Below are 24086 nucleotides of genomic sequence, written 5' to 3'. Positions count from 1 at the left end.
AAGTTTTATGTCCAAAACCAGCATCACAGGCATTGTAGCCGCAGTAGTGGTGATCATTTGTGCGTTTCTGCCATGGGCTGTTATTGAGAGCCGTCATTTTGTTTTTACCGGGATGAATACGACCGGGTCCAATTATGGAGAGCCGGGCAAGCTGAATATTGTGTTGTCGGTGCTCGCCTCGGTATTGTTTGTGGTAAAGAACAAGTGGGTGGCGCGTATGAACCTGTTTGTTGGCGGCTTTTTGCTGGCATGGACTTTCCGCAACCTGATGTTATTCTCCCGTTGCGAGATCGGGGAGTGCCCGCAAACGGGTATGGCGTTATATCTCTCGCTGGCGGCGGCAGCTGTTGTTTTTGGCTGCGTGCTGTTCACCAAAACCCGCCAATGATCTACCACACTTTATGTAATATCCAGGCGCCTGCCAGGATGCCTGCGCCCATGAGCCAGTAGCGTATTACGACAAGCAGCGGGCGTTGCGCGGTTACTTTCGCTTTAATGAAACTGAAGAGGGTTAAGCCCAGGAAAACCAGCATCATACTGGTTTGTGCGGCGGCGCCGAAATTTTCATTGGCCAGGAAAGGGCCGAAGGAAAGGCAGCCGCCTGCCACGAAGAAGATGCCGGTGAGGATCGTACTGCGTATGGCACGGATACGGCTAAACGTAGTTTCCTGTACCTGTTCCGTAGCCAGTGTTTGTTCCCACAGCCGGGCATCTTTCTGCATTTCTTCCGCTATCTGTTCGATGGTGCCATCGTTGATATCCAGTTTTTGCAGCTTGTTACGTTCCGCTGGTGTGAGCAGGGGGCTATCATGTTGTGTGTCGCCCCTGTTGGCCTGGAAGGCGCCATACATCACGAGCAGGGCGCCTGCGGCGAGGATGGCGAGATGGATATTATAGAAGGTTTGTACCTCGAGGTCGAACCCCTGGATCACCTGTGTGGCAAAGAACAGCAGGAACAGGCCATCGGGGAAGCCTATGAGGAAATCGGTCGTCCATCCGGAACTGCGGATCGCCTTTGATGATGTGGTCATATCAAATGTGGCCGGTTAGCTGAAAGCCTTTTCGAGGCTTTTCTGGATCAGGTGAATGCACTCCTGTACCTGTGTGGCATTGATGCACAGGGGAGGCGCGAAGCGTATTTTATCGCCATGTGTTGGCTTGGCGAGCAGGCCGTGTTCTTTCAGCACCAGGCAGAGGTCCCAGGCGGCTTCGGGGTCATCGTGTTTGATCACGATGGCGTCGAGCAATCCTTTACCGCGCACGGTGGTGATATATGGTGATTGCAGCTGACGCAGGCCATTACGGAGCAGTTCGCCCATAGCAGCGGCATTGTCGGCCATATGTTCATCTTTCAGTACCTGTAATGCGGTGATGGCCACTTTGCAGGCGAGCGGGTTGCCGCCATAGGTGGAGCCGTGTTCGCCAGGTTTGATAGTGAGCATGATTTCATCGTCGGCCAATACGGCGCTTACCGGCAAAGTACCGCCGGATAAGGCTTTGCCGAGGATGAGGATATCCGGCCTTACATTTTCATGGTCGCAGGCCAGCATCTTGCCGGTGCGGGCGAGGCCGGTCTGTATTTCATCGGCGATGAAGAGCACATTAGCATCCTGGCAGTATTGACGGGCTTGCGCGAGGTAGCCTTCATCCGGCACCATCACGCCTGCTTCGCCCTGGATGGGCTCTACAAGGAAGCCGGCAACATTTTTATCCTGCAAGGCCTGTTCCAGCGCAGGCAGGCTGTTGAACGGGATCACTTCATAGCCCGGCATGAAAGGACCGTAATGGTTGCGGGCGGTAGGATCGCTGCTGAAAGAGATCACGTTGAGCGTACGGCCATGGAAATTGTTGGCGCATACAATGATCTTAGCCTTGTTTTCCGGGATGCCCTTTACGAGGTATCCCCAGCGGCGGGCCAGTTTCAGCGCGGTTTCCACGGCTTCAACGCCGGTATTCATCGGCAGTACTTTGTCGTAGCCGAAATATTGCGTGATATATTGCGCATATTCTCCCAGCAGGTCGCTATGAAAAGCGCGGGAGGTGAGCGTGAGCTTCTGTGCCTGTTCTATAAGAGTGGCAATGATCTTGGGGTGGCAATGCCCCTGGTTCACGGCGGAATATCCTGATAAAAAATCGTAGTAACGTTTACCGTCTACATCCCACAGATATACGCCCTCGCCGCGCTCCAATACAACCGGTAAAGGGTGATAGTTGTGCGCGCCATACTGTTCTTCCAGTGCCAGGTAATGCTGGGTTCTTTCGCTGATCGTGAATGCTGGTATCATAATTTCAAAAGTACGTCATTTCGCGGAGATTGCCTGACAGCGGCTGTGGAAGCGCTTCAAGTGCTTCTCCGCTTAGATCCGTAATTCTTAATTCTTAATTCTTAATTCGTAATTAATATTATTTAGCCCTTGAGCTTCCTGATTAGATCGATGTATTCCTGCATGGCTGCCTCTTTGCTTTTGCCCTTCAGTGATTCCCATGCTTCGTGTTTGGCTTTCGCTACAAAATCAAAAGGGTTGGCAGGAGGAGGGGTGTCGATGTCGCCGGTAGTGCCCTGTTTGTATAAAGCATAGAGTTGCAGCAGGGTTTCGTTGGAGGGTTTTTCTGTCAGCGTTTTGCTGGCTGCTACAGCGGCTTCGAATTGTTGTACGAGTTCCATATATGTGATAATTGGTCATCACTAAGATGCAGATAATTAATCATTCCGTCAAAAAAAGCTGTGTGTAACTAATTACTCACAGCGCACAAACTAATGAACTAATTTTAATACCTTTGCAGGCTGAAAAGGTTATAAGGACTGCTAGACAAGCCTTTGGACCAGCAAAATATCATATGAAGAATATTCGTAATTTTTGTATCATTGCCCATATTGACCACGGGAAGAGCACCCTGGCAGACCGCTTATTGGAGTTTACCAAAACAATTTCTGACCGCGACATGCAGGCGCAGGTGCTGGATGACATGGACCTGGAACGTGAGAAAGGTATCACCATCAAGAGCCACGCTATTCAAATGAACTACACCGCCAAGAACGGCGAAAAATATATCTTTAACCTGATCGATACCCCCGGCCACGTGGACTTCTCTTACGAAGTATCCCGCGCGCTGGCCGCCTGCGAAGGCGCGCTGCTACTGGTAGACGCCGCCCAGGGTATCCAGGCGCAAACCATCTCCAACCTCTACCTCGCACTGGAAAACGATCTTGAGATCATCCCGGTGATCAACAAAATTGATATGCCCGGCGCGATGATCGAAGAGGTGAAAGACCAGATCATTGAACTGATTGGTGTGAAGGATGAAGATATCCTCCTGGCCTCCGGTAAAACCGGTATCGGCATTGAGGAGATACTTGAAGCGATCGTAACCCGCATCCCCGCTCCGAAAGGCGAACCTGAAGCCCCGCTGCAGGCGCTCATCTTCGACAGCGTATTCAACTCTTTCCGCGGTATCATCGCCTATTTCCGCATCTTCAACGGTACTATCAAAAAAGGCGACAAGATCCAGTTTGTAAACACTGGTGAAGAATATGAAGCCGATGAAGTGGGTATCCTCAAACTGGGCCTCGAACCTAAAAATATCGTCACCACCGGCGACGTAGGCTATATCATCACCGGTATCAAGAACGCCAAGGAAGTGAAAGTGGGGGATACCATCACCCTCGCCAGCAACCCTTGCCTGGAGGGCATCAAAGGCTTCCAGGAAGTGAAGCCGATGGTATTTGCCGGTATCTTCCCGGTAGTGACAGAAGACTTCGAAGAGCTGCGCGATTGCATGGACAAGCTCCAGCTCAACGATGCCTCGCTCACCTATGAGCTGGAAACCTCGCAGGCGCTGGGCTTCGGCTTCCGCTGCGGCTTCCTCGGCATGCTGCACATGGAGATCATCCAGGAACGCCTCGAAAGAGAGTTCAATCAAACCGTGATCACCACCGTGCCCAACGTAGGCTTCATCGCCCACGATACAAAAGAGAAAGTAATACAGGTGAACAACCCGGCTGAAATGCCCGACCCTACCAAGCTGGAAAGGATCGAAGAACCTTTCATCCGCGCGCAGATCATCACCAAACCGGAATACATCGGTAACATCATGACGTTGTGCCTCGGCAAACGCGGCATCCTGCTCAACCAGAGCTACCTCACCACCACCCGTGTGGAACTGATGTTTGAACTGCCGCTCACCGAAATCGTATTCGACTTTTACGATAAACTTAAAAGCCAGACCCGCGGCTATGCTTCCTTCGACTATACGCCGATCGGCTTCCGCGACAGCGATATCGTGAAAATGGATATCCTCCTCAACGGCGATAAAGTGGATGCCCTCAGCGCATTGATCCACCGCAGCCGTGCGCAGGACTTTGGCCGCAAACTCTGCGAAAAACTGAAAGAACTGTTGCCACGCCAGCAATTCCTCATTGCCATACAAGCCGCCATCGGCGCCAAAATCGTGGCACGTGAAAATATCAGCGCCATGCGTAAAGACGTTACCGCCAAATGTTATGGCGGCGACATCTCCCGTAAGCGTAAACTTCTCGAGAAACAGAAAGAAGGTAAGAAACGTATGCGCCAGATCGGTAACGTAGAAGTGCCGCAGGAAGCATTCCTCGCCGTCCTCAAACTCGATGATTAATGTAGTTATTTGTTTATTTTGTTATTTAGATATTTGGTTCAGATTAGTTCCTAAATTGAACCAAATATCTAAATAACAAAATAAACAAATAGCTAAATGAAAACATTCTTCCTCTTACTTGCGGTATGTTTTTCCGCGTTAGCCCATGCGCAGCAAGCCTCTCCGCTGCCAGCCAGCCAGGTGATCAAAGAAGCCGGCATACAGGCCTCCAAAGAAAAGAAAAAGGTATTCATTATTTTTCACGCTTCCTGGTGCGGATGGTGCCATCGCATGGATACTGCCATGAATGATGCTGTCTGCAAAAAATCATTCGATGATAACTATGTGATACGTCATATCACCGTGCAGGAAAGCCCCAACAACAAAGCATTGGAAAACCCCGGCGGCGCTGATCTCCTGAAAAATTATCATGGCGATGAGCAAGGCATTCCGTTCTGGCTCGTATTAGACGATCACGGCAAACTCCTCGCCGATAGCCGCATGGCCGCCGCCGATGGCCAACTGAAAAACGTTGGTTGTCCTTCCGAAAAAGAAGAAGTGGATTATTTCATCACCGTACTACAGAAAACTTCCCGGCTGGGCGCGTCCGCGCTGGATGCGATCCGTGCGCGCTTTGCGCGGAGATAATTTTTGGATTTAAGGATTTTCGGATTTATGGATTTAATGGAAGCGGAGATGGCAATATTGTTTGTCTTCGCTTCCATTAAATCCATAAATCCGAAAATCCATAAATCCAAAAATCCCCGAACAGTTTTCCTGTTTCCAATGTTTATCACTTAAACTGTATGTATGCGAAAATGGTTAAGGATCGGGCTTATTGCAGGAGGATCGCTGGTGGCGCTTATGCTGGTACTGTTGCTGTGCGCCGCCTGGTATATTCATGCTAACAAAGCCGCTTTCCTGGCGCAGATAACGACACAGGCCAATGAACGGATCAATGGACAGCTGACGATAGAAGACATGGAACCCTCGCTCATCAGGAGTTTTCCGAATATCTCGATCGCATTGAAGAAAGTAGTGCTGCGCGACAGCCTCTATGCGCAACACCAGCAGCCGCTGCTGGATGTGGACTATATTTTCGTACGGGTGAACACGTGGTCACTGTTACGCAAGCACGTAGATGTGAAAGAAATTACCCTGCAAGATGGCGCTATCCGCCTGTTTACGGACAGTACAGGCTACAGTAATACCTATGTGCTCCAGAGAAAGGAGAATGCCCCGAAAAAGACGCCCGGCCGCCAGGCCGATTTCCGCAAGATCATACTGGATCATATCCGCTTTGTGATCGACAACCGGCAGAAACTGAAACTGTTCGACCTGGAGATCAAATCACTGGAGGGAAAAGTACAAAGCTTCGATTCCAGTCTCGCCATCCATCTCAATACAAATATCCTTTCACACAGCTTTGCATTTAATACCAGCAAAGGCAGTTACCTGAAAGGCAAAGTCATGGACATGCGCCTGGATGTTACGTTCAACAAGCATTCCCGCGTATTGGATATTCCGCAGCAGGAGATCAGGATAGATGGTAAACCAGTGAAGATAAAGGGAGATTTTGTATTTGCAACACAACCGCCTGCCTTCCATCTCCTGATCAATGTCAACCAGGTATTGTTGAGCGAGGCCGCCTCCTGGCTTTCTCCCAATATCTCTTCCAAACTCAATACTATTGGCCTTGGCGCCCCGCTGGATGCAGAAGCAGAGCTGAACGGCCATATGAAATACCGCGATACTCCGCATGTAGTTGTGACCTGGAAAACGGCTAACAACGTGCTCACTACCAGTATGGGAGAATGGACAGATTGCAGTTTTACCGGTCGTTTCAACAATGAAGTGATACCCACCGCAGGGCATAACGATGAAAATTCAGCAGTTAATATTTTTAATCTCTCCGCAAAATTATCCGGCGTAAATATCAAGGCTGACACCATCCGCGTGGTGAACCTCAAGCAGCCCTTGCTGCGCGGGCATTTCAGGTCGCAGTTCCCTTTAACCGATCTCAATGCATCGCAGGATATGCCTTTGCAGTTCAGTGAAGGCAATGCGAATGTAGATTTGTATTATACAGGCCCCGTGCTGAAAGATGATCAAACGCCTTCTTCTTTGCGAGGCATCGCACAGGTGAGCAAGAGCAATTTTGTTTACCTGCCCCGTGAACTGTCGTTCCACGATTGCAGCGCCACCCTGCGTTTCACCGGGCAGGACCTGCTCCTGGAAAACATCCGCCTGCAAACAGGGCACAGCAATTTGCAGATGGATGGCAAAGTGAAAGATATTCTTCACTTCTATTTTTCAGCGCCGGAGAAGATCGTGATCGATTGGAATATCCGGAGCGAGCAGATCGATCTGAATGAATTTAAATCTTTCCTTGCGCCGAGAAAGAAAGGGAAAGCTGCCGTAGCAGCCCGCAAAGCCAGGATGGGCAAGGTGTCGCAGCAGCTCGATCAGATGCTGGCAGCCAGCAACGTGAACATGCAGGTACTGCTGAACAAACTGGTATATAAACATTTTACTGCCCAGCAGGTGAAAGCGTCGCTGCTACTAACGCAAACGGATATACTCCTGAACCAGATATCCCTGCAACATGCCGGCGGCAGCCTACAGGTGAAAGGTAATGTGCATCAGCAGGGCAATAACAATATTTTCAAGCTGAATGCGAATATGAACAATGTGAGTATCAGCCAGCTGTTCTATGCCTTCGATAATTTCGGGATGGAGGCCTTGTCTTCGAAAAACCTCCGTGGTACCGTGTCTGCAAAGGCCGACCTGAAAGGCAATGTGCTGGACAACGGCGCGCTGGCCAAACATTCCCTCTCCGGCTCTGTGAGCTTTAACCTGAAACAGGGCGCCCTGCTGCATTTCGGGCCGCTGGAAGATATCGGGCAATTTGTATTCCGCCGGCGCCACCTGGACAGCATTACGTTTGAAAACCTCAGCAACACTTTCCGGATAGATGGCAGCAAGATATTCATTCCTCCTATGACCATTGCCTCCAGCGCCGTAAATATCGATATGCAGGGCGTTTACGGCCTCAATGGCGGCACCAATATCAGCCTGGATATTCCCTTGCGCAATCCGCAGAAAGACGCCGATATCACCGATAAAGAAGAGAAACGGCGCCGGAGCAGGAAAGGTATTATCATCCATCTCCACGCCGTATCCGAAAAAGACGGGAAGGTGAAGATCAAACTGGGCAAGGGAGATAATTGAATGACGATAACTAGAATTTAAATGCGATACTGCCGTTGAAACTCCTTAACTGCTGCGGGTTTACGGTGGAATAACCGATCCAGTATTCTTTGTTGGTAAGGTTATTCACTTTGATACCCAGGCGGAGGCGGGTGGTTTCATAAAATACGCTGCTGTTCAACACCGCATAGGCAGGGAGGATAAAGGCGCCGAGGTTAGCGTCATTCACCACTTTATTATCGCTCGCGTACATACCGCCGATACCAAATCCAAGTCCTTTTACAAGGCCCTTGCCAATACGGTAGCTGACCCAGAGGTTGGCAACGCTGGGAGCGCCTGCGGTGGCGGGTCTCAGGCCATCCAGATTTTTCCCGATCTTTTCGTATTTCGAATCATTATAAGCATAGCCGGCCACAATGTCCAGGCCACGCAGCGGACTGGCAACTACTTCTGCCTCTATGCCTTTGCTGTATTGCGTTCCGTCCTGTACGGAAAAGTTGGGATGATCAGCGTCTGCACGTATCACATCTTTCACACGGATCTCATAATAGCTCAGGCTGGCGGTCAGCTTCCCTGCCAGCAAAGCGAGCTTCATACCGCCTTCCAGCTGATTGGCCTGTTCCGGCTTGAATGCTTTTCCCGTAGCGGTAACGCCTTGTTTATTTGTGAAACCGTTCTGATAGTTGGCAAACAAGGACACGATATCTTTTACCGGCTGGTAAACGATCCCGAACTTGGGCGACAAAGCCGTTTGCGTATAGCCGCCAGCGTAAGTGCCGGTGGCATCGTTGTAATTACCTTTAAAGTCGTAGTAGTCCAGGCGCAGGCCAGCTTGCACCAGCAGGTTATCTGTAATGTTCAGCACATCTGAAATGTAGGTGCTGTAAGTGTTGGCGATAAACTTTTGCGGGTAGGTGAAAGCATATCCTTTGGTATCGTATACCTTATCCAGGTTTCTGCGGTTGAAGTCCTGGTACGTAGGAATGTATCCGTGAGAAGGGATGGTATCATAGGTGTTGCCGGCAAAGAACTGATCGGAGTGATGATGGAAGAAATCGAGCCCGCCTACAAAACGGTTCCTGAGACTGCCAATTTTGAAATCGCCGTTGAAGTTCTGTTGTATCTCTGTTACCTGGTCGCGGCTATTGTTCGTGAGTTGATCATTACGGGAGATGTAGTTGGCGCCGGGAGCGGCGCCGGGCTTCACCTGGGCGTCGGTCAGCAGGTAGAAGTAGGGCGAGGGGCCATCAGAAAAGCTGTTGGTGCTGGTGAAGTTGGTTTGCATAGACCACTGATCTGAGAGCTTGTAATTCATTTGTCCGACCAGGTTAGTGACCCTGGAGGTTTGGTACAGGTCATTGGAGCTGTAAGCGCGTTTATAATCTATGGGTAATTTGTCGGCACGGTCGGTACCCAGGTCTGCGATCTTCTGGCCAGGAGAGAAGAAGAATACGCCCAACCCGGTGTTTTGTCCTGCGAAGTATTCTACATCAAAATTAAAAGACAGGCGGTCGTTTGCGCGGTAGCTGATACTGGGCGCCAGTGCGATGTTCCGGTTGAAGCCATAGTCGCGGAAAGAGCCTTCATCATTGTAAGCGGCATTTACGCGCAGCAGTACGGTGCGGTCTTTATCAAGCGGGGTATTTACGTCGGCGCTGAAACGTTTAAAGCCATAGCTGCCGGCGGCAAAGCCGGCCTCGCCACCAAAATGATCGTAAGGTTTTTTGGTAACACGGTTAATCAGGCCGCCATAAGAGGTAAGGCTGCTGCCGAACAAGGTGGCGGAAGGGCCTTTGATCACTTCTATTCTTTCCAGGTTAGCGGCATCGATGCGTGAGGTAACATTGCCCGCAACGCCGTTGCGCAGCTGGCTTTGTACGATGAAGCCGCGGGAGTTATAGTAGCTGCCGCCATCGCCGCCACGGCCGCTGGCGTCCCACATTTTAGTGATGCCGGTGGCATTCTGCATGGCATCATCCACGGAAAATACCTGTTGCTGTTGCAGCAGATCTTTGGTAATGGTAGAATACACCTGCGGGTTCTCCATATTTTTAAGTGGCATCTTGGCCACATCGTAAGTGGACGCACGCGTAAGCCTTTGCTGGGCGCCTGTTATCACCACTTCCTGCAAAGCCTTGCTGGAAGCGGTTAATTTCAGGGAGATGTTGGTGGTTTTGCCGCCGCTCACCGTTATTCTTTCTACAACAGTGTTATGTCCTGTTACGGAAACGGTCAGGTCATAGCTACCCGGGGTAATATGATAAAAGACAAATGAGCCATCATCGCCGGTAACGGTGGTGGTATTCGTTTCGCGGATCAGTACTAGTACATCTGCCGCTGCTTTGGCGTCTGATGTATACACTTTGCCCCGGATGGCGCCTGTTTTCTCTTCCTCCGGATCTGCTGCAGATGCCTTACCTACGGTCAATATGAATAGTACCAATGCCAATATTCCTGATATCCTTGAGTGCATAGTTTAATTTTCTGCAAAGTTGACGAGCGCATCATCCTTACTCAAATCAGATCAGGAAAATGATTTACGCAATTGGGAAAAAGGCGGAAGCAAAAAAATGTTACCATGCCGGGGTTACCTTCTGTTGTTTTTCAGTATTCAAGGAAGTTTTTACTTATGTTTGTCAGGCGCCAGGTTGAAAATTTGACCAGGCTAACGGTAACGAATACACGTAACCCTGTTGCTATTTATTGCACAAGCATCCGCATCCATACTGAAATTACCGGGTACCGGTGTCGAGAACAATGTGATCACCCGAGTGTTATTAGAGAAAACCCGTGACTATAAAAATTTATCAGAATAAAAATCTCGAATCATGAAAGCAGTAGCAGTCGCAAAATTTAAAGACACGCCGGTAGTGATGGACCTGCCGAAACCCGTGATACGCCCGGGCGCCGTGTTGATCAAGGTCGCCGCCGCCGGTATCAATCCTTTTGATTGGAAGATGATAGACGGTATTATGAACGATGGAAAAACACCACATCATTTCCCTTTGATCATGGGCGTAGATGGGGCTGGTACGGTGGAAGAGGTGGGAGAAGGCGTAACACGTTTCAAGGTAGGAGATCGCATCTTCGGGCAGTTCATCCACATGCCTATTGGCGAAGGTTCTTATGCGGAGTATGCGATCGTGCCGGAAAAGGCCGCTATCACACAAGCGCCGAAGAAAGTCAAACCGGAAGAAGCCGCCGCAGTGCCTACTTCCGGCATGACGGCACAACAGCTGCTGGAAGGTCTTCACCTGCATAAAGGCGACGTGCTCCTCATCAATGGCGCTACCGGCGGCGTAGGTTCTTTTGCCACACAGCTGGCGGCTGCACAAGGTATCCAGGTGATCGCTACTGTTTCTGACGATGTAGCCGCGGCCCGTATGAAAGAGCTGGGCGCCAAATATACTGTTAACTATCATGCATCCCCATTGGTGGCGCAGGTGAAAACACTTTTCCCTGAAGGCATCAATGGCTTGATCGACCTCGTCAGCGATGCAAAAGGATTCGCTGCAAACCTCGACCTGTTGCGGACCGGCGGCGGCGCTTACACCACCATGTTTAACGCAGATGAAGATGCGATGAAGGCCAGGAATATACGCGGAGGCAACTTTGAAACCAAAAGCAGCGCCGCTGCGCTGGACAGGCTCGCGCATGCGATCGACAGCGGAGAACTGCATATACCTATTGGGACGAGGATAAAGCTGGAAGACGCGCCTGAAGCCATTGCGCAAAGCCGCCTGGCAAGAGCGAAAGGAAAGACGATTATTGTAATCGGAGGATAAACAGTAAAGCCCTTGAAGCGCGCAAAAACGCTTCAAGGGCTTCGCATTATTTTACAGGCACAGTAGCCTTGTATATTTCTACGGCATCACTGGTAGTGATCTGGTAAGATTCTCCATAAGCAGCAAACACGCTCTGGCCTTTCTTCAGCTCGATAGTGTCAGAACCTTTGATGGTAGCCGATCCTGAGAGCACGATCATGATCTCCGCTGCTGCGGCGGTATTTTCGTATAGCTGTCCGCGTTGTACATTGATACGGCTCACTACAAAGTCCGGGGCGGGAGAGTGGTAGATCCTTTCGAGGCCGCCTTTCACGGCATCGCCGCTGAGTATCTGCGGATGTACGCCTTCAAAGCGGGTATGCTTCAGCAGTTCCGGCACATCGATATGTTTGGGGGTCAGGCCGCCGCGCAGCACATTGTCGGAATTGGCCATCAGCTCTACGTTCTGGCCTTCGAGGTAGGCATGCGGGATGCCGGCATCCTGGAACACCGCTTCGCCGGGCTGTACCTGCATGATGTTGAAGAAGAAGATGGAGAAGATGCCTCTGTCGAGCCGGTCGTGGCTCTGCGGATCATTGAGCACTGCCCTTGCTGCCCAGAAGCCCGGATCGGTTTTCGGGAGCTTGTTGGCGCGATACAGCGGTATGTAGCGGTCGGTGAGCGGGCGCAGGATGATGTTGACCATCGACTGCGGCATTTCCATGACCGTTTTGTAGAGGCCATAGTAGCCGTCTTTTTCGTATATGCTTACCAGTGAGGTGAACTCCGCAGTGTCCAGCAGCACCTGTTTCAGTTGTTCATGCGGCAGGAAGCCATGCAGCAGATAAAATTCGCTGAGGGCTACCATGATCTCCGGTTTGTGGTTGTCATCTTTGTAGTTACGGTGCGGCGCATTCAGCGGAATGCCTGCTTCGTTCTCCCTTGCAAATCCTTTCTCCGCTTCTGTTTTCGTTGGATGCACCTGGATGGAGAGCATATCTTTTACATCCAGTATCTTGAAGAGATAGGGGAGCTCTTTGAACCGTTCCCAAACGGCGGGGCCTACGATGGCGGCAGGGTTTTCCTTGATCAGCGTGTTGAGGGCTTCAGGGCCATTGGCGGTCGCGATCTGTGAAGGTGCGCTCTGGTGCGCGCCCATCCAGTATTCGGCGCAGGGTTTGTCGGACGATGGAATGCCCAGTAATGCGGGGATATACTCAAATCCGCCCCAGGCATAATGTTGCACTTTCCCGTCCAGTCTGAATAGTTTCATATATAGTCAATACGTTTGATAGAAATGATTGGCTGCAAAAATAATAGTTAAAACCTGATTATCAGTTTGATTAACCCAAAATTTCGTACACATTTATGAAGCGGCACCTGCGCCTCGGCCAGCAAGGAGAGCGGCTGGCGCTGGCCTATGTACGCCGCTATTGCGACGTGCTGCATACCAACTGGAAATACGGGCGCAAAGAGATCGATATCATAGCCGCACGCCAGGGCGTGATCTATTTTATTGAGGTGAAAACGCGCAGCAGCAAACGTTTCGGCTTTCCGGAGCAGGCGGTGGACCATCGCAAGGAAGCGCATATCCGCGAAGTGGCCGAGGCCTACCTGCGGACATATGACCTACAGCCCGCCGCAATCCGTTTTGATATTATCTCCGTAATTATAAAAGAAGCTGCCATGCATGAGCTGATCCATTTGCGGGATGTGTTTTGAGATTAACTAACGCTTAACAAAAATGATATCTATGAAATAATTTTAATAGAAAATATCTTATATCTTTGCGAAGCATTTTAAAATTTAACCCTGTCTTCAACCAAAAAAAATCATCTCCTCGGAAAAACGCTGCGTAACAAGCCGTTCAGGTTGTTGTTCATCATAAACAAGCATTGTTATGAACTTGTGGAGCATATTGATTTTTACAGGTATTTTGACTGTGGACGCCGGTAAAGGTATCAGATCGGGTCAGGCTTGCAACATCAGGCAGGAAGCGCCTTTCAGCGCCTGCGTGTTTATTCGGGCTGCTGCAGATGACCGCAGCATTCAGCTGACCGTTTTAAATCAGCAACATTTTCCGGTACGTATGATCCCTTTCGCACCGGGAAGCCTTCATACCGGGCAACAGGTGCAACTAAGCGGATTGCCATCCGGCAAGTATATTCTTCGTATAACCGTGGACGGTAGTACTACGGAAGAAGAGATCGTCATCAAACAGCGCTGATGCTGTTTTGCATTGCTTTCGAGAGTCAAAAGAAACAATTGCGAATTACGAATTAATAATTACGGCCCATAGCGTAGATCTACGCTATGGGCCGTAATTATTAATTCGTAATCCGTAATTATCCTACCAGATGCCGGTATAGTTATGCGGTGTGATGGCTTTCAGCTCTTTCTTCAGCGCAGCGCTGATCTTGAGGCCATCGATAAATTTATGCATGCTTTTTTGTGTGATCTGCTCGCCGCCGCGGGTCAGCTCTTTCAACGCCTCGTAAGGCTGCGGATAGTTCTCACGGCGCAGCACTGTTTGAATAGCTTCCGCTACTACGGCCCAATTGCTTTCCAGGTCGGCATTCAGTTTGGCCTCATTGAGGATCAGTTTATCGAGGCCTTTCTGGATCGACTTGGTGGCCAGTAAAGTATGACCGAATGGAACGCCCAGGTTGCGCAGCACCGTAGAATCGGTAAGATCGCGCTGCAGGCGGGAGATCGGCAGTTTGGCGCTCAGGTGCTCGAACACGGCATTCGCGATGCCCAGGTTACCTTCTGCATTTTCAAAATCGATCGGATTCACTTTATGCGGCATGGCGGAGGAACCTACTTCGTTCTTTTTGATCTTCTGCTTGAAGTAATCCATGGAGATGTAAGTCCAGATATCGCGGCAGAAATCGATCAGGATATTGTTCACGCGTTTCAATGCATCGAATTGCGCGGCGATGTTATCGTAATGTTCGATCTGGGTGGTATAGGTCATGCGTTGAAGGCCGAGGGTATTGTTCACGAACTTCTCGCCGAACTTCTCCCAGTTGATCTTCGGAAATGCCACATGGTGCGCGTTGAAGTTACCGGTGGCGCCACCAAATTTGGCTGCAAAAGGAATTTCGCCCAGCAGTTTGATCTGTCCTTCCAGTCTTTCTACAAACACCAGTATCTCCTTACCCAGGATGGTGGGAGATGCGGGTTGTCCGTGCGTACGGGCCAGCATCGGCACTTTCAGCCAGGCTTGTCCCAGTTTCTTCAGTTCCAGCACCAGGTTGGCCAGGGCAGGCATATATACATGCTCGATCGCGTCTTTCCAGAACAGGGGCGTGGCGGTATTGTTCACATCCTGTGAGGTCAAACCAAAATGCACCCATTCCAGCTTGTCTTCCAGGCCCAGGTTCTTCATCTCATTCTTCAGAAAATATTCCACTGCCTTCACATCGTGGTTGGTGATCTTCTCTGTTTCCTTGATGAGCTGTGCATGCTCCACGGTAAATTCCTGGTAGATCTTGCGCAGGCCGGGCACTTTGGCCTTTGGCAGCGTAAACAGTTTCTGCTCCGACAGGGCAATAAAATACTCCACCTCTACCATCACACGGTAACGGATCAACGCAAATTCAGAGAAATAATTGGCCAGCTCGTCCAGTTGCTTGCGATAGCGCCCGTCCAGCGGGGAAATGGCAGTTAATGGTTGTAATTGCATATTTATTTACTTTTGCAGCTTCAAAATTACTGAAATTGGAACGGAAAGTAAAAGTAGCAGCTGTAAGTTATTTGAATACAAAGCCTTTATTGTATGGATTCAGGAATCATCCGGTAATGGAGATGATGGAATTATCAATGGATTATCCGGCCAAGATAGCCCAGCAACTGATCGATGGAGAAGTAGATGTAGCGCTGGTGCCAGTGGCTATTATCCCCAAGCTGAAGGAATATCATATCATCGCAGACTATTGCATTGGCGCAGAAGGACCGGTAGCATCGGTATGTTTATACAGCGACGTGCCCCTGCATGAAATAAAAAGGATCTACCTCGATTACCAGAGCCGTACCTCCGTAGCACTGCTGCAGGTGCTCGTAAAAGAGTACTGGAAGCTGGAGGTGGAGTTTGTAGCCACCAATGGCGATTACCAAAGCCTGATCAAAGGCACTGACGCTGGTCTCGTGATCGGCGACCGCGCGCTCGAACAGCGCAAGGTATCGCCCTTCATCTACGACCTCGCCGAATACTGGATGCGCTTTACCAGCCTGCCTTTCGTGTTTGCCGCCTGGATCAGCAACAAGCAATTGCCGGCCGCCTTCACACAGGCATTCAATAACGCCACCAGTTTAGGCATCCACAACATCCCGGCAGTAGTGGCTGAAAACCCTTACGACACCTACGATCTGGCCACCTACTACACACATAACATCAGCTACCCGCTCACCCCGGCGAAACGCCAGGGCATGCAAAGATTTTTGAAATATTTAGAGATGTAAGGATTTTTTGATGTGAGAATTGTATGGATGTTTTGTTGTTTAGAGAAGATTAAAAAAACAACAAAACATCCATACAATTCTCACATCAAAAAATCCTCACATCTCCAAATAATTTGGCTTATCTTCACTGTTCACACAATGTATCGGTCATGAAAATTGGCATCCTCGGAAGCGGCCCTGTGGGGCTTACTCTTGCTAAGGGGCTTATTCAGGCGGGTCATCATGTAACTATCGGTACAAGAAACCCTGCCAAGGAATCGCTGCAACAGTGGATAAAGAAAGCCGGAAAGCAGGCCACAGCAGGCACTTTCAGGCAAGCGGCGGAATTTGGAGAAATGATCCTCATCTGTACTAGCTGGATCGGCACTCAGAAGGCCATCGAAGCTGCCGGCATCTGGAATTTCAAACACAAAACGATCGTCGACGTTACCAATCCATTAGATGGTAAAGGTCCCGACGAATATGGCCGCCTTACTTTTCTCATCGGCCACAGCAACTCCGCAGGCGAACAAATACAAGCCTGGCTACCTCCCGACGCATACGTTGTAAAGGCCCTCAGCTGCATCGGCCACGAGCGCATGCTGCTACCTAACTTCGAAGAAGGAACACCCACCATGTTCATCGCCGGCAATAGCGCTGATGCCAAAAAACTGGTCATCGGCCTCCTCCACGAAATCGGCTGGAACGATGTAGCCGACATGGGCCGCATCGAAATGAGCCGCAGCATAGAACCACTCTCCATCCTGTGGTCCGCCTATGGCTTCTTGAATGATAGCAGCGGGCATGCGTTCAAGCTGCTTAAGAAGTAGCGCGCGAAGGTTGTCTTTGCTCAGGATTATACTGATTGAAAGGATTACCAGGATTTTTTTATAAGGATTAAAAAAGGATTCGCGAAGATCAAGTCGACTTGACCTTCGCGAATCCTTTTTTAATCCTTATAAAAAAATCCTGGTAATCCTTTCAATCAGTATAATCCTGAGCAAAGACTAACTCCGCAATTTCTTAAACGCATTGATCAACCCATTCGTGCTGGCGTCGTGATTGGTGATCAGTTGGTCGTCTTGCAGTTCGGGGAGGATCTTGTTGGCGAGTTGTTTGCCGAGTTCTACGCCCCATTGGTCGAAGCTGTAGATGTTCCAGATCACGCCCTGAACAAAGATCTTGTGCTCATACAAGGCGATGAGGGAGCCGAGGGAGCGTGGTGTGATCTTTTTGAGCAGGAATGAGTTGGTAGGACGGTTGCCGGTGAATACTTTATAGGGCAGTACTCTTTTGATCTCTTCTTCGGGTGTGTTGGCCTGTTCCAGTTCTGCGCGTACTTCGGCGGCTGTTTTGCCATTCATGAGCGCTTCTGTTTGTGCAAAGAAGTTAGACAGCAGCTTCACATGATGATCGCCGATAGGATTGTGGCTGATGGCCGGAGCAATGAAATCGCAAGGGATGATGCGCGTGCCCTGGTGAATCAGCTGGTAGAAGGCATGTTGGCCATTGGTGCCGGGCTCGCCCCATACGATAGGACCGGTTTCGTAGGTAACGTTAACGCCTGTACGATCTACGTGCTTGCCATTGCTCTCCATATTACCCTGCTGGAAATAGGCGGCAAAGCGGTACATGTACTGATCGTAAGGAAGGATGGCTTCTGTGGCGGCGCCGAAGAAATTGCCATACCAGAGGCCTATCAGCGCCATGATGGCGGGAATGTTTTTATCGAGCGGTGCTTCCTGGAAATGGTTATCTACCGCATGCGCGCCATCGAGCAACTGAATGAAATTGTCGTAGCCGATGGAGAGCGCGATAGACAGGCCAATGGCGGACCACAGGGAATACCTGCCGCCTACCCAGTCCCAGAACTCGAACATGTTATCCGGATCGATACCAAAAGCTTTTACTGCTTTCTCGTTGGTAGAGAGGGCGGCAAAGTGTTTGGCTACGAACTTTTCATCTTTGGCATGTTCCAGGAACCAGTTGCGCGCAGTATGCGCATTGGTCATGGTTTCCTGTGTGGTAAAGGTTTTGGAGGCGATGAGGAAGAGCGTTTCGTCGGGTGTGATCTTCTTCAGCGTTTCTGCGATATCGGTGCCGTCTACGTTGGAAACGAAGTAGGGCTGGATATTAGGCTTCCAGTAAGGTTTCAGCGCTTCGGTTACCATCACGGGGCCGAGGTCGGAGCCGCCGATGCCGATGTTCACGATATAACGTATAGGCTTGCCCGTATAACCTTTCCATTCGCCGGTATGTACCTGGCGGCAGATGTGGTCCATTTTGCTGAGCACTGCTTTTACGCTGGGCATTACATCGCGGCCGTCGAGCATCACCGGTTTGCCGGAGAAGTTACGCAGGGCGGTATGCAGCACGGCGCGGTCTTCGGTCACATTTATTCTCTCTGCATGGAACATCGCTCTGATGGCTTCGCTCACGCCGCATTCGGCGGCCAGCGCGAGCAGCAGGCTGCGTGTATCGTCAGTGATGATATTCTTGGAATAGTCGAACAACAGGTCTTCAAACTGCAAGGAGAAATTGTTGAATCGTTCTCTGTCTTCCATGAACAGCGCACGCATGTGCACTTTTTTCATTTCGTTGGCATGTTGCTGCAACAACGGCCACGTCTTGGTGGCTACAGGATTGATAGATGGAAACATATGATGAGTATATTTGTGCGCGTCAAAAGTAATACTTTAGATTCATGATTTCTGCTTCCTGTATAATTGCCAGGATATGGTAACAGCGATGATGCCGATGGCGATGATACAAGCGTGTATGATGATATTCTCCGCCGGTATATCTGCCTGTTTTCTCTTCACCAGTATACCATAAAATGCCCACACATTAACAAGTGCATGTATGATATTGTTGCGCAGTAACACCATGATAATACTGGTGATGGTGCCTACGCTGATCATGCCTACGGCCCAGTTTACCTGTGCTTCCGGGCTGTCCTGCCATCCGGCATATACGAACAATGCCGCGAAATTGCTGATGGTGGCAATGCTTACCCATCCGAAATAAAGACTGAAGGGGAGATGAATGAAAAATTTTTCAGGAGGAGTAACGGCATCTACAGCGATCCGGCAACGGATATGGATGATGAGCAGCGATGCTGACAAGAGCAGCATCAAGGGTATAGTAACAGGCAGCAGTTCATAATGCCAGGCAAACAGCCAGCAGGCGTTGGCAACGCAGGATATCAGGAACCAGTCTTTCATGCAGTTCATCAATCTGGCGAGCATTTCCGGTTGTTTATCAGAAAAGGATAACCATAATTGATAGACGACGAAGGAGAGGACGGCGAGATAGATGAGGCCCCATATTTCGAAGGTGAAAGCCGCTGGCGTGAAGAGGTTGGGGTATTCGGCCGATACTTCCCTGGCAGTTTTTCCATTGATGGGAAGCAGTGCGCCCAGTGCATTTACGGTGATCATGATGATAAAGCCAATAGTATTAAAGACGGCTCTGTTCTTATAATGGAGGGTTTCATGGGACACCATAACGGATTAGCACTTTTTTTAATATTATTGGTCTGATAACCAACAATTTCCGCAAATATTATGCTAAAACCAAAAAAGGATTTTTCCTGCAAAGACGCTGCTTTGCGCATTTGCGAGAAAAAAGCCGCTATGATCAACATATTTTTCCCTACATTTGCGCCCTATGACAGCAGAGCAACTTAAAGCTATGAGGGACCGTCTTCACGTCCTGGGAGGTTTTCTTTAACGTCCCTGACCGATTAGCCAAAATAGAAAACGACAAACAACTGAGCCTGGCTCCCGGTTTCTGGGATGACAATGCACGGGCCACTTCCATCCTGAAAGAGATCAAGGTAAACAAATATTGGGTTGACCTTTACGACCATGTACATACTGCCATAGAAGACAGCAGCGTACTGAACGACTTTTTCAAAGAAGGGGAAGCAACAGAAGAAGAAGTAGAACAGGCATACCTCGCCGCACTATCCGCATTAGACGACCTGGAATTCAAGTCTACCTTGAATCAGCCGGAAGATGAAATGCCCGCCGTACTCACCATCAACTCCGGCGCAGGCGGCACTGAAAGCCAGGACTGGGCCGAGATGCTGCTGCGCATGTACCGCATGTATGGCGAAAAGCAAGGATGGAAAGTATCAGAGATCGACACCCAATACGGTGAAGGCGCCGGTATCAAATCGGCCACACTGGAATTTGAAGGCGATTTTGCATACGGCCATCTCAAAGCGGAAAGCGGCGTACATCGCCTCGTTCGTATCTCTCCCTTCGATTCCAACGCACGCAGGCACACCTCTTTCGCCTCCGTATATGTGTACCCGTTAGTGGATGATACCATTGAAATTGCGATCAACCCCGCCGATCTCGTATGGGAATTTTACCGTTCAGGCGGTAAGGGCGGACAGAACGTAAACAAGGTGGAAACCGCTGTACGACTGAAACACGTCCCTTCCGGTATTATCATCGAATGCCAGCAGGCGCGTACACAAGGCGAGAACCGTGAAAAAGCACTCACCATGCTGAAATCACAGCTCTATGAAGAAGAGCTCCGCAAACGCGAGGAACTCAAAAACGCCGCCAACGCCAACAAACGCAAGATCGAATGGGGCTCCCAGATCAGATCGTATGTGTTCCATCCATACAAAATGATCAAAGACCATCGCACCGATTTTGAAGTAGGTAACGTAGGCCCCGTCATGGACGGTGAGCTGGACGGATTCATCAAGGCATACCTGATGATGCAGAAAGAAGAGGACAATAATTAATAAGTATCCATTAATAATTAATAAGCCCCTGCCCGCGGAATAGGTTAACTTCGCGGCGGAAAGATATTTTGTGCTATAGTTATTAATTGACAACAAAATCGTATTACATGAATACAGGATATTTTGATTACGCGGCGCCAAGCAATGAGCCTGTTCTCAGCTATGCACCCGGCTCCCCCGAAAGAGCGGCCCTCAAAAAACAATTAGCAGCTTTCAAAGCCGAAGTAGCAGATATACCAATGTATATCGGCGGTAAGGAAGTGCGTACCGGCAACACGGTAGACCTCCGTCCTCCGCACGAGATCAAACATAAACTCGGCCATTTCCATCAGGGAGACGCTTCCCACGTGAAAGAAGCCATCAAGGCCGCACTGGCCGCCCGTGAAAAATGGGCCAATATGGACTGGGAACAACGCGCCGGCATCTTCCTGCGCGCCGCTGATCTCATCGCCACCAAATACCGTTATCACATGAACGGCGCCACCATGCTGGGCCAGAGCAAGAACGCCTTCCAGGCAGAAATCGACAGCGCTTGTGAGCTGATCGACTTCCTCCGCTGGAATGTACACTACCTGAGCGAAATTTACCGCCAGCAACCCGTAAGCGCCCCCGGCATCCACAACCGCATGGAATACCGTCCCCTGGAAGGTTTCGTGCTGGCAATAACGCCTTTCAACTTCACCGCTATTGGTGGTAACCTGCCTACTTCTGCCGCCATGTGCGGTAACGTAGTGATATGGAAACCCGCTAATACACAGGTGTTCGCCGCACAGATGTTCATGAAAATACTCATCGAGGCAGGCCTGCCCGATGGCGTGATCAACCTCGTATATGCAGGCGGTCCGCTCATCGGCGATATCTGCTTCGCTGATCCTCATTTCGCCGGTATCCACTTCACCGGCTCCACTGGCGTATTCCAGACCATGTGGAAAACTATCGGCGAGAACATTGCCAAATACAAAACCTATCCGCGCATCGTGGGTGAAACCGGCGGTAAAGACTTTGTGCTCGTGCACAAATCTGCCGACGTAGACATCGCCGTAGCAGCACTGGCGCGTGGCGCCTTCGAATACCAGGGCCAGAAATGCTCCGCCGCTTCCCGCGCTTACCTGCCTAGCAACATCGCTGAAGCCATCAAAACCAAACTGGCGGCCGAAGTGAAAACCATGAAAATGGGCACCACCGAGGATTTCAGCAACTTCATCAACGCCGTGATCGATGAACGCGCTTTCGACAAGATCGCCAGCTACATCGATAACGCGAAGAAAGATCCGAAAGCCAAGATCATCGCCGGCGGTAACTACAACAAATCAGAAGGCTACTTCATCGAACCTACGGTGATCGAAACCACTGATCCTAACTACGTGACCATGTGCGAAGAGATCTTCGGACCTGTATTAACGATCTACACATACGATGCAGAGAAATTTGATGAGATCCTGCATATCGTTGATACCACTTCCGAATACGCACTCACCGGCGCTATCATTGCACAAGACCGCTATGCGATCGAACAGGCAACGAGGAAACTGGTGAACAGCGCAGGTAATTTCTATATCAACGACAAGCCCACCGGCGCAGTTGTAGGCCAGCAGCCATTTGGCGGCGCCCGCGCTTCCGGCACCAATGATAAAGCCGGCTCCATGCTCAACCTCTATCGTTGGCTGAGCGCAAGAGCTATCAAGGAAACATTTGTACCGGTAACGGATTACAGATATTCCTTCCTGAAAGAAGCCTGATAAATGTTCATGATTTAATACAAGAAAGGCGGTGGATTTTTCCATCGCCTTTCTTATTTTATGCCAATAAGTAAATGTAATTACTGCATCTTCTTCAGCGCTTCCAGCGATTCTGTAACATGCTTTTCGCCATCACGCATGGAGTTGAATGTATGCACCACCACGCCTTTTTTATCTACGACGTAAGTGACGCGGCCCGGTATCACAAAGGTTTTGGGCACGCCGAATAATTTGCGCACTTTGTTGTCAGGATCAGCGAGCAGGGTGAAAGGCAGATTGTGATGCGTGGCAAAGCTGCGGTGCGAAGCCACATCATCACCACTGATGCCGATCACCATCGCCCCGTATTGTTTGAACTGCTCGTATGCATCACGGAAAGAGCAGGCCTCTTTGGTACATACGCTGGTTTCATCTTTCGGATAAAAATAGATCACCAGCGGTTGTTTGCCCAGCACACTATTGATGTCAAAGGTTTTCCCATTCTGATCCTGTAAAGAAAAGGAGGGTATCTTGTCTCCCGTTTTTATTTGCGACGCTGCATCGTTGCTCCAAAGTTGAAAGAAGGCTGCCATAAGAATAATTGACTTTAGTAGTTTCATGATCATGGTTTCTGACTACTAAGGTACGATAAGGAAAGGGAATGAGACCACACCAATATATCGCCCCTCCGGGGCGTATGCATTGGTGACGCGCATGCTACCAATATATCGCCCCTCCGGGGCGTATGCATTGGTGACGCGCATGCTACCAATATATCGCCCCTCCGGGGCGCAATGCATTGGTGATGCATGTGCTACAAATATGTCGCCCCTACGGGGCGCAATGCATCGTAACGTATATGCTATCTACATTGCGCCCCGTAGGGGCGATATATTGGTAGACAACGCATGTGCTACTCGCACAGCGCCCCATAGGGGCGCCATATTGGTAGCGCTTATCTCGTGTTTTTCAGAAATGATCTTTTTATCTGCCTCATTAATCATTATTTTTGGCCCCTAAAACGTTGTGTTTTGAAAACCATACTAAACGGCAAACAGCTGTCGATCACGATAGACCGGCTTTGTCATCAACTCATAGAGAATCATCTGCAATTTGAACAAACGGTGCTGATCGGTTTGCAGCCGCGCGGTATCTTCCTTTCCGACAGGATCTACAGCACTTTGAAGAAGCTGTTGCCCGATGCGAAGATCCATTATGGCAAACTGGACATTACGTTTTACCGTGATGATTTCAACAAAGGCAAGGGCTTGCATGTTCCTAATGAAACCAGTATAGATTTTTCCATAGAGAATAAAAAGGTGGTATTGATAGATGACGTGTTATATACAGGCCGCACGATCCGGTCTGCGCTGGATGCGATGCTGGATTTCGGCCGCCCCGATTCCGTAGAGCTGCTTACGTTGATCGACCGCCGCTTCAGCCGCCAGCTGCCCATTCAGCCTGATTACACCGGCCGTACCATCGATGCGTTCATCTCACAAAAAGTAAAGGTATTATGGCAGGAGCGGGATGGTAAAGATGAAGTGGTACTCGTTGATTAACAATTAGTATTTC

Annotated in this window: 21 protein-coding genes; 12 read left to right on the top strand and 9 right to left on the bottom strand. The window is 49.9% G+C overall.

The features are described from left to right. Positions 1-7: 7 nt before the first annotated feature. On the top strand, positions 8-388 hold the full coding sequence (locus FPG75_RS25510; RefSeq protein WP_143310876.1) for a hypothetical protein: 381 nt from the start codon (positions 8-10) through the stop codon (positions 386-388). Position 389: 1 nt separating this feature from the next. Here FPG75_RS25510 and FPG75_RS25505 read toward each other — a convergent pair whose 3' ends face one another. The 3 genes from FPG75_RS25505 to FPG75_RS25495 all read right to left on the bottom strand — a co-directional run bounded on the left by FPG75_RS25505 (position 390) and on the right by FPG75_RS25495 (position 2665). Further along, the gene (locus tag FPG75_RS25505) at positions 390-1031 is read right to left on the bottom strand and encodes a VIT1/CCC1 transporter family protein (protein ID WP_143310875.1); all 642 of its coding nucleotides are present in this window, start codon (positions 1029-1031) and stop codon (positions 390-392) included. Between the two features lie 15 nt (positions 1032-1046). Next, entirely contained in the window at positions 1047-2285 is a 1239-nt protein-coding gene (gene rocD, locus FPG75_RS25500; RefSeq protein WP_143310874.1) for an ornithine--oxo-acid transaminase, read from the bottom strand. A 122-nt stretch (positions 2286-2407) separates the two neighbouring features. Then, positions 2408-2665, bottom strand: a complete 258-nt coding sequence (locus FPG75_RS25495) for an acyl-CoA-binding protein (protein WP_143310873.1) — start codon at positions 2663-2665, stop codon at positions 2408-2410. A gap of 173 nt (positions 2666-2838) precedes the next feature. On the opposite strand from FPG75_RS25495, the gene lepA reads away from it, so the two are divergent. The 3 genes from lepA to FPG75_RS25480 all read left to right on the top strand — a co-directional run bounded on the left by lepA (position 2839) and on the right by FPG75_RS25480 (position 7842). Further along, complete coding sequence (lepA, locus tag FPG75_RS25490; protein WP_143310872.1) at positions 2839-4632, top strand: translation elongation factor 4; 1794 nt, start codon at positions 2839-2841, stop codon at positions 4630-4632. Positions 4633-4728: 96 nt separating this feature from the next. Beyond that, positions 4729-5259 carry a thioredoxin family protein gene (locus tag FPG75_RS25485; RefSeq protein ID WP_143310871.1) on the top strand — a complete coding sequence of 177 codons (531 nt, stop codon included), beginning with the start codon at positions 4729-4731 and terminating at the stop codon, positions 5257-5259. A gap of 162 nt (positions 5260-5421) precedes the next feature. Further along, a complete protein-coding gene (locus FPG75_RS25480) occupies positions 5422-7842 on the top strand; it encodes an AsmA family protein (RefSeq protein WP_143310870.1) in 2421 nt (806 codons plus the stop codon). 10 nt (positions 7843-7852) lie between these two features. Here FPG75_RS25480 and FPG75_RS25475 read toward each other — a convergent pair whose 3' ends face one another. After that, on the bottom strand, positions 7853-10294 hold the full coding sequence (locus FPG75_RS25475) for a TonB-dependent receptor (RefSeq protein ID WP_143310869.1): 2442 nt from the start codon (positions 10292-10294) through the stop codon (positions 7853-7855). Positions 10295-10649: 355 nt separating this feature from the next. Here FPG75_RS25475 and FPG75_RS25470 point away from each other — a divergent pair, with 355 nt between their 5' ends. Continuing rightward, positions 10650-11606, top strand: coding sequence for a quinone oxidoreductase family protein (locus tag FPG75_RS25470; protein ID WP_143310868.1), 957 nt, complete (start codon positions 10650-10652; stop codon positions 11604-11606). 46 nt (positions 11607-11652) lie between these two features. Here the strand turns inward: FPG75_RS25470 and manA are convergent, their stop codons facing one another. Next, on the bottom strand, positions 11653-12858 hold the full coding sequence (gene manA / locus FPG75_RS25465) for a mannose-6-phosphate isomerase, class I (RefSeq protein WP_143310867.1): 1206 nt from the start codon (positions 12856-12858) through the stop codon (positions 11653-11655). 95 nt (positions 12859-12953) lie between these two features. Here manA and FPG75_RS25460 point away from each other — a divergent pair, with 95 nt between their 5' ends. Together FPG75_RS25460 and FPG75_RS25455 are read left to right on the top strand one after the other, a co-directional pair. Then, a complete protein-coding gene (locus FPG75_RS25460; RefSeq protein WP_143310866.1) occupies positions 12954-13307 on the top strand; it encodes a YraN family protein in 354 nt (117 codons plus the stop codon). A 178-nt stretch (positions 13308-13485) separates the two neighbouring features. Further along, positions 13486-13812, top strand: a complete 327-nt coding sequence (locus FPG75_RS25455) for a T9SS type A sorting domain-containing protein (protein ID WP_143310865.1) — start codon at positions 13486-13488, stop codon at positions 13810-13812. 123 nt (positions 13813-13935) lie between these two features. Here FPG75_RS25455 and purB read toward each other — a convergent pair whose 3' ends face one another. Next, a complete protein-coding gene (purB, locus tag FPG75_RS25450; protein ID WP_143310864.1) occupies positions 13936-15273 on the bottom strand; it encodes an adenylosuccinate lyase in 1338 nt (445 codons plus the stop codon). Between the two features lie 35 nt (positions 15274-15308). Between purB and FPG75_RS25445 the strand changes: the two genes are divergently transcribed. Continuing rightward, positions 15309-16049 (top strand): menaquinone biosynthetic enzyme MqnA/MqnD family protein, encoded by a 741-nt coding sequence (locus FPG75_RS25445; protein WP_143310863.1) that lies wholly within the window; start codon positions 15309-15311, stop codon positions 16047-16049. A 149-nt stretch (positions 16050-16198) separates the two neighbouring features. Further along, entirely contained in the window at positions 16199-16858 is a 660-nt protein-coding gene (locus tag FPG75_RS25440) for an NADPH-dependent F420 reductase (protein ID WP_143310862.1), read from the top strand. Positions 16859-17035: 177 nt separating this feature from the next. Here the strand turns inward: FPG75_RS25440 and pgi are convergent, their stop codons facing one another. Both pgi and FPG75_RS25430 read right to left on the bottom strand, forming a co-directional pair. Continuing rightward, positions 17036-18688 carry a glucose-6-phosphate isomerase gene (pgi, locus tag FPG75_RS25435; RefSeq protein WP_143310861.1) on the bottom strand — a complete coding sequence of 551 codons (1653 nt, stop codon included), beginning with the start codon at positions 18686-18688 and terminating at the stop codon, positions 17036-17038. A 42-nt stretch (positions 18689-18730) separates the two neighbouring features. Next, positions 18731-19534, bottom strand: a complete 804-nt coding sequence (locus tag FPG75_RS25430) for a hypothetical protein (RefSeq protein WP_143310860.1) — start codon at positions 19532-19534, stop codon at positions 18731-18733. A 163-nt stretch (positions 19535-19697) separates the two neighbouring features. On the opposite strand from FPG75_RS25430, the gene prfB reads away from it, so the two are divergent. Together prfB and pruA are read left to right on the top strand one after the other, a co-directional pair. Next, positions 19698-20793, top strand: a protein-coding gene (gene prfB / locus FPG75_RS25425) for a peptide chain release factor 2 (RefSeq protein ID WP_143310859.1) whose coding sequence is annotated in 2 segments (ribosomal slippage) — positions 19698-19757 and positions 19759-20793 — 1095 coding nt in all. Because the reading frame shifts where the segments join, the coding sequence is not laid out codon by codon here. A gap of 107 nt (positions 20794-20900) precedes the next feature. Then, complete coding sequence (gene pruA / locus FPG75_RS25420; RefSeq protein WP_143310858.1) at positions 20901-22532, top strand: L-glutamate gamma-semialdehyde dehydrogenase; 1632 nt, start codon at positions 20901-20903, stop codon at positions 22530-22532. Positions 22533-22612: 80 nt separating this feature from the next. Here pruA and FPG75_RS25415 read toward each other — a convergent pair whose 3' ends face one another. Continuing rightward, entirely contained in the window at positions 22613-23104 is a 492-nt protein-coding gene (locus FPG75_RS25415) for a peroxiredoxin (RefSeq protein WP_143310857.1), read from the bottom strand. Between the two features lie 438 nt (positions 23105-23542). Here FPG75_RS25415 and pyrR point away from each other — a divergent pair, with 438 nt between their 5' ends. Next, positions 23543-24073, top strand: coding sequence for a bifunctional pyr operon transcriptional regulator/uracil phosphoribosyltransferase PyrR (gene pyrR / locus FPG75_RS25410; protein ID WP_143310856.1), 531 nt, complete (start codon positions 23543-23545; stop codon positions 24071-24073). The last annotated feature ends 13 nt before the right edge of the window (positions 24074-24086 follow it).

The organism is Chitinophaga vietnamensis (assembly GCF_902167635.1).
GTDB lineage: Bacteria > Bacteroidota > Bacteroidia > Chitinophagales > Chitinophagaceae > Chitinophaga > Chitinophaga vietnamensis.
The sequence above is the reverse complement of the archived record's forward strand: the minus strand, read 5'-3'. Positions and strand labels throughout refer to the sequence as shown.